The organism is Sporosarcina sp. P16b (assembly GCF_002743065.1).
Lineage (GTDB): Bacteria > Bacillota > Bacilli > Bacillales_A > Planococcaceae > Sporosarcina.
In genome coordinates this window covers 1-12,744 of record NZ_PDYO01000009.1, presented here as the reverse complement: position 1 = coordinate 12,744, position 12,744 = coordinate 1, and the positions used below count along the sequence as shown (strand labels likewise).

At 38.4% G+C, this 12,744-nt stretch carries 10 protein-coding genes; 1 reads left to right on the top strand and 9 read right to left on the bottom strand.

Features of this window, described 5'->3' with window-relative positions; all coding sequences use genetic code 11:
• Positions 1–33 precede the first annotated feature (33 nt).
• Positions 34–1,746 (top strand): ABC transporter ATP-binding protein, encoded by a 1,713-nt coding sequence (locus CSV77_RS11275; RefSeq protein WP_099673504.1) that lies wholly within the window; start codon positions 34–36, stop codon positions 1,744–1,746.
• An 81-nt stretch (positions 1,747–1,827) separates the two neighbouring features.
• On the opposite strand, the gene CSV77_RS16940 is transcribed toward CSV77_RS11275, so the two are convergent.
• The 9 genes from CSV77_RS16940 to CSV77_RS11230 form a co-directional block, all read right to left on the bottom strand.
• Positions 1,828–1,977 carry a hypothetical protein gene (locus CSV77_RS16940; protein ID WP_158232069.1) on the bottom strand — a complete coding sequence of 50 codons (150 nt, stop codon included), beginning with the start codon at positions 1,975–1,977 and terminating at the stop codon, positions 1,828–1,830.
• 425 nt (positions 1,978–2,402) lie between these two features.
• Complete coding sequence (locus CSV77_RS11270; protein WP_099673503.1) at positions 2,403–2,642, bottom strand: hypothetical protein; 240 nt, start codon at positions 2,640–2,642, stop codon at positions 2,403–2,405.
• Between the two features lie 346 nt (positions 2,643–2,988).
• Positions 2,989–3,522 (bottom strand): CueP family metal-binding protein, encoded by a 534-nt coding sequence (locus CSV77_RS11265; RefSeq protein WP_099673502.1) that lies wholly within the window; start codon positions 3,520–3,522, stop codon positions 2,989–2,991.
• Between the two features lie 2,035 nt (positions 3,523–5,557).
• Positions 5,558–6,088 carry a cupin domain-containing protein gene (locus CSV77_RS11255; protein WP_099673500.1) on the bottom strand — a complete coding sequence of 177 codons (531 nt, stop codon included), beginning with the start codon at positions 6,086–6,088 and terminating at the stop codon, positions 5,558–5,560.
• A 535-nt stretch (positions 6,089–6,623) separates the two neighbouring features.
• Positions 6,624–7,919, bottom strand: a complete 1,296-nt coding sequence (locus tag CSV77_RS11250; protein ID WP_099673499.1) for an MFS transporter — start codon at positions 7,917–7,919, stop codon at positions 6,624–6,626.
• A gap of 114 nt (positions 7,920–8,033) precedes the next feature.
• Positions 8,034–8,780, bottom strand: a complete 747-nt coding sequence (locus CSV77_RS11245; RefSeq protein WP_085130849.1) for an ABC transporter permease — start codon at positions 8,778–8,780, stop codon at positions 8,034–8,036.
• 65 nt (positions 8,781–8,845) lie between these two features.
• Positions 8,846–9,616, bottom strand: a complete 771-nt coding sequence (locus CSV77_RS11240; RefSeq protein ID WP_099673498.1) for an ABC transporter permease — start codon at positions 9,614–9,616, stop codon at positions 8,846–8,848.
• Complete coding sequence (locus CSV77_RS11235; protein ID WP_233212227.1) at positions 9,606–10,499, bottom strand: ABC transporter ATP-binding protein; 894 nt, start codon at positions 10,497–10,499, stop codon at positions 9,606–9,608. Before CSV77_RS11235 ends, CSV77_RS11240 begins: the two co-directional genes overlap by 11 nt.
• A 203-nt stretch (positions 10,500–10,702) precedes the next feature.
• Complete coding sequence (locus CSV77_RS11230; protein WP_158232068.1) at positions 10,703–11,719, bottom strand: ABC transporter substrate-binding protein; 1,017 nt, start codon at positions 11,717–11,719, stop codon at positions 10,703–10,705.
• Positions 11,720–12,744: the final 1,025 nt, after the last annotated feature.

Sequence of the window (12,744 nt, the reverse complement as noted above, 5' to 3'; positions counted from 1 at the left end):
ACTACTAGTACATCAACGGAAAGGAATTACTACATGATTACACAATTTTTCTCCTACTACAAGCCACATCAGCGCTTGTTCATGATCGATTTTTTCAGCGCCATTTTTGTAGCACTTCTTGAACTGGCTTTCCCCCTTGCTGTTCAGTGGTTTATCGACGGACTCCTGCCGTCAGGAGACTGGAACCGAATTATCACGGTTAGCTTTTTACTATTGCTCGTCTATTTGGTGAGTACGTTCCTTCATTATATTGTTAGCTATTTAGGGCATAAGCTTGGGATTAATATCGAAACCGATATGCGCCGTGAATTGTTCGAACATGTGCAGAAACAATCTTTCCGGTTTTTTGACAATACCAAAACAGGCCACATCATGACGCGCATCACGACTGATTTATTCGATATTGGTGAATTGGCTCACCATGGACCAGAAGATGCGTTCATCGCGGTCATGACTATTCTAGGCGCATTTGGAATTATGTATACAATCAACCCTGAGCTCGCTTTGATCGCCATCGTGATGGTTCCGCTCCTCGCAGTAGTTGTCTCTTACTCTAACAAGAAGATGAATGCAGCATGGCATAAAATGTATCAAAATATCGCGGAGGTCAATGGACGGGTTGAGGATTCAGTGTCTGGCTCACGCGTAGTGAAGTCATTTACGAATGAAGATTTTGAATTACGTCGTTTCCAGCAAGACAATGATCAGTTCCGCTTGGCTAAACTTAAAGCGTATAAAGTCATGGCTTGGGCTACGTCTTCGATGTATATGCTCACTCGCCTCGTCACACTCGTTATTTTAATTGTCGGTGCTTGGTTCACAGTGAATGATAAATTAACGTATGGTGAACTCGTCAGCTTTATTTTATTTAGTAATATTTTGATTAAACCTATCGATAAAATTAGCGCGTTGCTTGAGCTATATCCAAAAGGGATGGCAGGTTTTAGTCGTTTTCGTGCGTTAATTAACCAAGATCCAGAAATTAAAGATAGAAAAAACGCAATAGTAGTTGATCAGTTACGTGGAGATATTACACTTCGCGATGTGACATTTGGTTACGACGTAGAGCGACCTGTGTTACGCAATATCGATTTAACGATTCACGCTGGACAAACCGTTGCGTTCGTCGGTCCGTCAGGTGCTGGGAAGACGACTATTTGTTCACTCATCCCTCGCTTCTATGAAGTCAATGAAGGTTCCATTTCAATTGATGGAGTAGATATTCGGGAAATGACGCAGAAATCATTACGCAGTCAAATTGGGATCGTCCAACAAGATGTCTTCTTATTTACAGGAACGATTCGAGATAATATCGCGTACGGTAAATTAGATGCAACAGACGAAGAAGTATTTGAAGCTGCAGAAAAAGCCCATCTAACCGACTTGATCGATAGTATGCCGAATGGCTATGACACGCAAATTGGTGAACGCGGATTAAAACTCTCAGGTGGACAAAAGCAGCGCCTCGCAATCGCTCGAATGTTCTTGAAAAATCCACCGATTCTTATTCTAGATGAAGCAACTTCCGCACTGGATACAGAAACGGAACGTATCATTCAACAATCACTTGAAGAACTAGCCGTTAATCGCACCACACTGATCATCGCGCATCGCCTCACAACGATTCGCAATGCTGATCAAGTCATCGTGATGACAGAAGATGGTATCGAAGAGCAAGGAACGTATGAAAATCTATTACGTCAAAACGGTACATTTGCACAATTACATCGAGCTAACCAAGTATAAATACACATAAAAACCCCTGTGCCGCAAACCCTGCGGCACAGGGGTTTTTAATAGAAAGTTCAAAATAAAACACTTTTGAAATCAATCCAAACGCATAGTCGTGATGCACGTGTTATCCCCATCGAATGTAGTGATTTCAGATACGGTTTTTTTCATATCCTGTTTGATCGTTACAGTGAATGTGTCATTACGCGGAAGCCATATTTCATTCTCCATTTTCAAATGATACATCAGTCGTTCTTTCTTGTCCGCTTCACTCGAAAGTTCTGGTCCATGAACAAAGGTATATTGATTACCTATCAGTTGATCAAAATGATAAATTTCATTTTCACGATACTATTTCATCCAGGTTCCAACAGGACACGTTGTATAAAGATTTAAGCGTGAAAAAGAGTAAATTAATAGAATCTCCTTTCTTCTGTTTGTTTTGTAAATCTCACCTCAATTTACTTAAATATAAAAACACCGACAGAAATTCCCGCCGGTGCGTGTTGTTTCTACATATTAATAACTACTGAACTTTCGTTAACATTCAATGGCAAAAGAACAATGTCTGCAAAAGCCAGACTGTGTAGATACGGAATGACCATACAATTCCATTTGTTTTGATAGCTGAATTTTAATGTCTTACATACGTATTGAAAGCGAATCTAATTTTAAAAACGGTTGAAACCTCCATATTGATGGTTTCCCATGTGACCTTGGTGTCCCATGTGATGACCTACAGGGTAATAATTTACCGGTTGAACCATGTGATGGCGTCCCATATGGTACCCTGTTTGTTGGCCTACATGATGACCTTGGGAACCGTAATGATAATGGTGATGATGGTGCTCATGGCGATGGTCATGCCGATGTTGCTCATGCCCCCCGTGGAATTCTCCTGCGTTTCTCAAATTTATCCCCCCTTTTCAACTAATCCCTTTATAGTATGTTGAATTAATAAAGCAGTTTAGACTATAACCCATATTTACATGTCAGTAATAGTCCCCAAGGTTTTGCGCCATCAGTAAGAATTCCAGATTTAGCTATATAAGCTTTCCACATTGAATAAACGGGCAATTAATTCATGTAGGAATATGACTGTTTAGTAAACTAAAAGGGACTGGTTTCCCATCCTCTTTCTGTTTTGTAAATCTCACCTCAATTTACTTGAATATAAAAACACATGCGCCACAAAACGAAAATGTTTGCGTTACATGTGTTTTTTACTGTGAAGTTCGGGATAGAACACTTTCGAAATCACTCCAAACGCATAGTCGTGATGCACGTGTTATCCCCATCGAATGTAGTGATTTCAGATACGGTTTTTTTCGTATCCTGTTTGATCGTGACAGTGAATGTGTCATTACGCGGAAGCCATAGGTCAATAAATCCATTGGCTTCAGTTTTCTTAACTTCATCGAGAATCACATGACCTTCAGAATCTTCTATATGTACATCGAAATCTTCCTCGACGAGTTCACCTTGACAACCTGTTAGACTATGAATATCACAAGGATGTGTGGTGTTTACAAAAGGAGCGATCGATACAAAAAATTCGTCTTCTGGAAGATCGTATGTTGTAACTTTTTTATCATCATCCGTGACAATCAGTTCAGACGATGTAATAGAAGCGGACGCAGCTACAGCATTTCTAACTGTGTAGTCGTTCACTAATTCTTTAATGTCTACTGATTCTTGTGGTGCTTGTTCTTCGTTATTGGCATTTTCCTTACTGCAGCCGACTAATAAAGCGGTGATTAGCAGCAACATAGCCATCATTTTACTTTTCATCGTATCACGACCTATTCCTTTTATTTTTGTGTCTGTTTAGGAAGATTAAGATCCCTACTGATGAAGAGAACATCTATCGAAGGTTCTGCCTTGTATGTAAAGTGTACGTGATCCTTACGTCAGTACAATGAAAAGAGCCGCGCTAGGCAACTCCATCGTTAGATAATTACTGTTCTGATAGTTCGTTTTCCACAACTCATTTGTGATTCAATATTCCCCATGGATTTACACCTTCTAGTACCATGTATAGCGCTAACTCTTTCATCCTCTTTTCGTCAAATTGCCACGGAGCAGGGATAGCGTAATCTCAAATAACATCATCTGTATAAACAGATCCATTAACATCAACGAAGGACTTTAATTCAACTTTCATTGCTTTAGAGCCGATTTAACACGTTCAATTTCCTTTCCTAACTTAATTCCCTGACCCCAAGTATTGTATGTCCTCTGCCCCTGCCAGTACCATTTAAAACGCCTCCTATAGATTCCAATACTTCTACTACCAATGACCTTCACGTCACTGTTTTCAATGGATAAGAATATGCCTTTGATATCGGTTAACGCTTCAAGCGCTTCAACTTCTCCATTACCATTTAACAGATAAGCATCGCAAAATTTAAAGACATGAAACCTCCTTCCTCTCTCTTCATCCAAATGGCAGGTGAACGACTTGTTAGTACCCCCTTTTCTCCATTAGAAACCAGACGCTCTAATTATTTACCAACCATTTGAACCACTCCTTTTCCTATTATTTTTAAAACAGAAAAAGCCGATTGCATTCCGAAGGATTCAATCGACCTTAAATATATATCCTCTCATTTAAGCGAAAATATCCTTTATGCAACTCAATCTGTTTGCCAGTAACTCATTAATATTCATATTTAAAGAAGTTCCTGCCCCTCCTTGACTCGCATCAACTAAGCTTTGGTCTGTTAACATCCCTGGTTCCATTTTTTTAGCGGCTTTAATACTCGCATAAGCAATCTTTTTAATTTAATAAACTAATTTCAGCATTTGCTTTCGTGGCTATTTTTTTCAAAGTTGCTAATGGATAAATTAATTGGGGATGTGACTTTTTCCCGGTAATTGTAAAGTTCTCCATAGCACGCGCTGTTAGTATACGGTAATATACATTCTAGGGAATGTTTTTTAACCTAAATAATTTCTTTCTACTCGATATCCCATTAAATAGTCTTCCCTTCTCTCCCAACCAAAATAATAGTCAGTCATTCCAGGACTTGTACCATTCGAAATAATACATGCTTGCATTTTCAATGTTTTTTAGTGTACCGTACTCTTCTCGACAATAATTTTTTATCTCCATTGCTCTTCATGTAAATTATAAACGTTTATATGTCAGTGACATATGAACCGCATCATGTACTGCCATGCTTTGTAAAGATAGGTAGAGTTCCGATCCTTGGAAGTAGCTTGAAAATCGATATAACTTGTCGGTCCAATTCAACCGGCTCTTGTCGTTGCGTGGTTTTCGTCAGCAAATACAGTTTGTACTTCGTGTAGGCTATCCTCATACTAATTTGAATAGAGTATTAACAGTATAAAAATGAACTGTACATTGATGTGACGAGTTTAGTTGGAACAGTTGTGCAATTAAATCTTAAACCAATTGCCGTTAACAAACTGGTCAAGTAGAATTTGTTCTTGGGATTAGTGACGATTGTTATGTACGAATTCAAAATATAGTCCATGAAACTCGAAAGAGAATGGAAATAATTTTAAGTGTTGATATGTTACAAATAAACCAAAATACCCTGAACAGAAAAAATATTGCGAAGAAGTACTATGTCACAGAAGAAGATGATATGAATAACTTAATCGAAAATGTTTATATTGTTTTATATGCTAATACCTGTGGTACCTACCATAATAACTGCAACTTTATATTTTAAATCAAAATACGTTATCCATCTACCTTTTGAATATAATTACTAAAAATAGACATAGTGATTCTACCAAGAACCACTATGTCCACATGTTAAGGAATACGCGAAACTCATATAAAACTATATTACTTTTATTTAATAATTGCTTCTCGTTCTTTAGCTCTAGACTTTCTAAGCTCTTCTAGCTCACTTCCAATAGGATAGGTGGGTAAATTAGGCTTTATTGCACCTAGCATTACTAACATAAGAGCCTCATCCTCCCCATCGTTTCTAATGCCCCTATATATACCAGGAGGACTACTAATACAATCCCGAGCATTTAATTTAATTTCATGTACTTCACCTTCACTATCTTCTTGAATTAATGCAGTGACATTACCCTTTAAGACAAAGAATACTTCTTCTACATCATCATGTAAATGTAATGGACCAATGCAACCAGCGGGTAATACCATTGTACTGAGAGTGAAATTCTCTCCAGTAATAATATTGGAATCATTATTTGCTGTTGCACCACGACCTATATACCTCATTTGTGCTCTCCTGTATTTCGGGTTAATCTCCTCTTGAAATTTTAATACATTCCAATCCAAAGTCCTGTCTTCCAATTTAGCTACATACTTTTTTTTGAATTCTTCAATTGAAAACTTTTTATCCACCATAGTTGAAACCTCCTCCAACTTAGTTTCATCTACAAAACTAAGTTTTGTTTTATAACTAAATATTAACATTGTTTTATTCTTTGTCAATAATTAATTCAGATTAGTCTAATTATAAGAAATTGTGTAAGTAGAAATTAGAGTCACTACACAGATCAGACTTAATAAAGTCCTCAATACATAAAGATGTTTAAATTCTTAGCAAAACCATTTATTAATTAAATTTTACTATTTCCAGAAGGTTCACATTAGGGAAAAGCACACCATACAAACATCGTCTTCAACCTATAATTAGGGTTTCCCGTGAAGTTTCAAAAAATTAGTTTTACTATGAATTAAAATCTTGTAAATAAATCACCACTCTTAAGAATGGTGATTTATTGTAATTTTTTAAGTTAAGGAAGTATATTATTTCTATAAGAATAGTTGTAGCGATTAATATTTTCGCATACTACCATTACCTACTTAGTTTGACCGCTCATTTCAAAACCACTTCATAAAAGCCAAATCAGAAGAATAAAAAATAGCCAAGCAATGGTCAAATCACCTGCATTTCTGATTGATTTTGAATCTTTTTCTTAGCCTCCTGAACTTCTTTGTTTTCTGTTTTAAGCGTAAACAAATAAGCGATGAACCCCAAAGCGGTGATAGCAATCAACATAATGAGCGACGGACCAAAGTCTCCTCCATTATTATCACGCATCCACCCCATCACATAACTGGAAAACCCACCGAATATGTTCGTGAAACCCATGAGTCCCGCTGCACGACCAGCAGTTTCTGGCGTTGAAAATTGTACGATAAATAAGTTACTTAAATGAAAGATTCCTCCCAATGTTCCCATTGCAAGTCCTAATGCCAAAGCGGATATGATGGCGACCGAGACTTGTGTGGAAACCGTCAACAAGATTGCACAGGAAGCAAACAAGATCGTTGCTATTAAACTAGGGCGCTTCGTTTTATCTGCTAAATAACCACAGATCAGAACGAAGCCAAGTGCAAACAACCAAGATAAGGATGTGATCCCAGTCATAGCATCTACATCAAAATTCCTGGCTTGCATCAAGTACGTTGGCAGCCAAATACTAATGCCGAAAAATAAGAAAGAAGTGATCACCATACCGAACCAAACAATCCAGTAACGGGAATCTTGAACGTAACTTTTCTTCTTTTCTTCAGTAACCGGAGTATCATCTTGTCTTATGTACGACAATTCTTCTTTGCTGACGCCCGGATGGCTTTCCGGTTCATTTCTAGTTAAGAAAATCAACATCGGCAATACAAGAAGTAAATTCAACCCAGCCAATATAAAGAACGTCGCATGCCAACTGAGCGTGGCAATGATCAATGAAATGAAAACTGCACCGATGGCAGGTCCTGCATAGTTACCCGAAATCCAGGAAGACTGCGCGCGGCCCAATTCGTTTTTGTTGAACCAAGTAGCGATGAATTTCCCACAGACCGGGATCATCATCCCTTCCCCGATTCCTAAGACAATCCGTGTCACCATGAACATTTCATAAGTGGTGGCAAATCCGCCTAGCAGCATTGTCACTGTCCAAATCGAAACTCCAATGATTGCTGTTTTGCGGGCTCCGAACTTATCAATGAAGAATCCCCAGAAAAAGTTGGAGATTGCATACGCTACCATGAAGATAAAGGTTAAGAAGCCAATCTTCGCATTCGCATTGGCTCCTGTCATTCCAAGATCACTTAGAAACTGTGGATCAGTCTGGACAATGGAAATTCCTAACTTGTCAATTTGTCCGAAAAACCATAGAAAGAAAATAGGCGTCGCTATATATAACCATCGTTTGTTGTTTTTGATATTCATTTTCGTTCCTCCCATACTATCTTATTAAGGAATTTCACAATTGGAGACCCTAAACTTGTATACGGTTCACTTTATTGAATTTAATTTTAGTTAATTATCTAAAATACCTATCTCTTACCAGTAAACATATCGATTTCTTACATATAGTAGTAAGCGATCTAACCCATAACCAAAGAGTGATATAAAAATTACGACTGCCAACACTTTGCTTTGGGATAAGGTGGCCGATAAATAAACGAGAAAATATCCAATTCCATTATTTGAACTGATCATTTCTGTCAGTACAGCAATAACCACCCCTATTGGGAGCGCAATTCGGAAACCTGTGAAAATTGATGGCATCGTTCCTGGCAAAAACACTTTCCAAAACAGCTTTCGATCGGTCGCCCCCATATTCTGACCAGACCAAACGTACAAATGATTTACACTTTTCGCACCGTAGTATGTACTCACTACTATAGGGAAAATGCACTCGAGAAAAATGGTAAATATTTTAGAACCAGAACCTAACCCGAATAGGAGTACAAATATAGGGTATAAAGCCACTCTTGGTATAGGATAACCTGCCGTGAAAATTGGTTGCATCAGGTCATCAATAAATGATGATCGGCTCATTTGAATCCCAATTGGAATTCCAACGATTGCTGCAAGTAAGAAACCTACCAAGATCCGATAAATTGTAACTCCCATATTTGTCCATAGATCGCTTGTGGCAAGCAGCTCAACAAATACCAATAGAATTTCTCCAAGACCAGGGAATAACTGTCTTGGAAAAAGTTCTGCCAACACGAACCCTTGCCACAATAGGGCTATTAGTATTAACGCTAAATATTTCACAATAAATTTTTTTATCGCTTTCATATGCGTCCTCCCTCTATGTCCTGGTGTCTATAGCGCTACAAGATTTCGTGACAACAATCGATCTACTATCGATTTTGCCACCATAAGACCCTCCCCCTCAGACCGATTAACAATCGATCGAAAAGAAAACCTAACGCTGCGATAACTATGACTGCAGCAAGAACAATATCCGTACGGCCATATGCATCAGCATTCAGAATCATAAATCCTAAGCCTTTACCAGTTGATGAACCAATCATTTCCGATGAAAACATCATGACAAAAGTTAACGCAAGAGCAACACGCCAACCGTCAAATATTTTAGGGAGGGCCGCTGGAAGTACAACACGGTACAACATTTTGAACTTAGAAGCTCCCATATTTTCCGCTGACCATAGATAAAGTTTATTAATTCCTCGAACACCATCCAATGTTGCAATAAAACAAGGGAAAAAAGCACTCGTGAAAATAATCAGAATCCTTGTCGTATCTGTCACACCGAACCAAACTAAAAACACAGGAAGTAAAGCAATTTTAGGAATCGGATTGAAAAAAGATACGACCGGATCAAAAAACCTTCCAATCGGTTGGAAAAATCCTGCTAAGATCCCCAACCCTGTTCCGAATAAAACAACCAGCAAAAACCCGACAATCGATCGATATAAACTGATTCCTATGTGTGGAAATACTTCACCTGTCATAAAAAATTCACTAATAATCCCAAGAACAACTGCCGGGCTGGAGACATAGGTAGGAAACCAATCCGTCATTGACAGTAGTTGCCATAACGATAAGAAAAGAAGAAGCTCCACTAAAGAAATAACTATAAAGCGACTTTTCTTAAAGCTACTCAGCATTGGATTGACCTCCTATACTTTTCACATTTTCCTCCTCATGCAAAAGATCCCAAATATGATTCCGGTAATCAATAAAATCATAAGACTTTCGAATCGATACATCACGGGGTCTTGGTAATTCAATTTTCAAGATTTCCCTAACTACCGAGGGACGTTTCGTCAAAACAACGACGTAATCACTTAAATAAACCGCTTCTTCAATATCATGTGTAACGAATATCACGCTTTTTTTCGATTCCGACCAGATCCTTTGAAGTTCCACTTGCATCGTCTCTCTAGTTTGGGAATCAAGTGCACCGAATGGTTCATCCATAAGCAGCACTTTAGGGTCAAAAGCAAGCACTCTAGCAAGAGATACTCTCTGCCTCATGCCTCCCGATAACTCGGAAGGCAGATTGTCTTTGAATTCCCAAAGTCCGACAAGTTTTAAGAAGTATTCCACCCGCTCTTTGATATCAGCTTTGGGAAACTTTTGTGCTTCCAACCCCCATGCCACATTGTCGTAAACTTTGCGCCAAGGGAATAGGGTCGACTCTTGGAACATCATTCCCCTGTCCGGAGCAGGTTTGCCAACTTCTTCTCCTCGGACACTTACCACCCCTGATGTCCGTTCAATAAAGCCGCCAACAATATGAAGGAATGTACTCTTCCCACAACCACTCGGGCCGACAACACTTACGAACTCGCCTTCTTTTATATCTAAATCAATCCCTTTGATTGCTTCAATCTCTTCACCTTTACGTTCAAAGACCTTACGCAAGTTAGATATTTTAATCGCACTCTCTTTTGGCTCTACCTTATTTACGGGAACAACTCTTGTCATTACGGATCCAAAACTCATTTTCGCCACCTCCGATAGAAATCCAACATTGAACTTTTTCAAATACAGACCATCCTAAACAATTACACTTCGGTCTACTTGTGTCTTAAGTAAGTGACATAGTTAACCTAAAACTGTCGCATCTTTGTGACAATGGCTACCGGCCAGCATTGTAGCTTCCCTTTACCAAATTTGTAGAGAGTCTATTTCGGACTCCCTCTAAATTTAAATACTTTTGTCATTCACCCCACCCCTGATTGGCCAAGTTATTTGGCTAAGAATGAGTCATCAATCAATTCATCTAAGTCAACTTTCTGTTCAATCCATTCGTCTTCCAGCAAAATTTCTTGGACAAGCTCCCAGCTTTCTTTCGTAAGTGAACTATCGATCGAACGGTTATAATCGACTAGATTGAGATAAATTTCCGGTTCAGAAAGAACAAATTCAGCATCCAGCAACTTTTGACGAGCCTCTTTTTTGTTCTCCACATAGTACCTTGTCATATATTGTAAGTCTTCCACGAGTGCACGAACCGCCTCTTCATGCTCTGCAATAAAGTCGGGATGTAAAAAGAGATTCAGGAAATCTTCGTCTATCGGAACACCATCTTTGGAAGTGAACACTGTTTTTAATTCACCGGCTTCTTGTGCCATTTCATAGAAAGGTTGTGGAAATAAACCGACATCTATCTTCCCACTTTTCACCGCTTCTTCCACTGCCGGAGTTGGAAGCACCGCATACTTTACATCTTTATCAGGATCTAACCCTGCTGCTTTCACAGCCGAACGTGCCCACATATCAGTAGGTGATTTGAAATCAGGGATACCAATTGTTTTACCTTTTAAGTCGGCCGCTGATTCAAGACCAGCATCTTTCAGCCCCATGAATGCCGAGTTGAATCCTTCCCCAGGTGTTTCTTTAGCTATGTTTGCAACAATTTTCAAATTGATACCTTGAGCTGCCGACATAATCGCTGCCCCTTGTCCAACTGATCCCCCTTGAATTTGCCCAGCTCGATAAGCATTCAATCGATCCGTATTCGCCCTAAATTGCTGAAGGTCTAATGTATATTTCTCTCCATAATTCGGTGCCAGATCCGATGCCACTTTAATTAGCCATAAGTTTTCTTCTGTTGCATAGCCGACGCCTAATTTAATTTCAACCGGTCCATTCCCCTTTTCTCCTTCAGCCGAAGCTTTACCAATTTGTTGATCAGCGGAACCACATGCAGCCAATAGTCCGATCATCAATACAAAGACAAAACCCGCAATCATTCTCTTCATTTTCATTCCTCCAATTTTCTGTTGTATTTCTCCTATAAAACTCCGTCCCCATTGTAATCGCTTTCATTAAATCTGAATCAACAATGACAAAACAGGATTTTTTATATGTTTTATATACAAAACATGTTTTTGTATTACCTGTAATTGAATTTTACACTTTTCTGAATTTAATGTCAATAAGAAAAAATAAAATGGTAATATAGTTTTCTTATAACTTTTTATGTGAAGAATCGTCTATTAGCAGATCGGTTTATGCAGTCATTTAAATAAAAAAGAATCTTGATCGTAGGTTCATCTTACTGACTTCCCCCTATGCCTTCCACTATAATTAACGCATTGTATATCTGACAGCGAGTTGATATTGAGAATAAAATATTATTTCAGCTTATAGAAAGTATATATTGCAATTTTTGTAATAAACCCTATAGTCCTTCCCAACTTAAAGTGCATGGATAGGGATAATCAATAATAAGAAAAAGACGGCATTTCGTTCCTAATCGAAATGTCGTCTTTTTAAATTTGACTTCATGGAGATAAATTATGGTTCCAAAACCCTCTGACTTTGAATTTAATGAGATTGACCTGCAAATAATTTTAACACTACTTTAAACTCTTCTTTGGTGTCCAAATATGCATATTGCCCATTCTAATACTTGCGTTGTTGGATGATGTCATAGCCTTTTTCTCGAAAGCCAGGTAACCTTTCTTCCAAATTGTCCAGCTCCAAAGAAATATGGTGAATTCCTTCTCCATACTTCTCCAAATACCCCTTCCAAACACCCGGGCTTTTTCCTGTTTGTATGGGCTTCACCTTGATTGTTGGTGTTTGAAAAGATATGAATTGAAGATAGTATAAAAAGTGGACATAATCTAATGAGCGTGTTTGGATTAAAAGAACAAACAAACTGAATGGAGTGTGTCCACATGAGAAAACGAATTGATGATAATTTAAAGCGTCATCTGATTAAGTTAGTGGTAGAAGAAGGAAAGAAACAGATCGAGGTCTCTCGTGAGATGGATGTGCC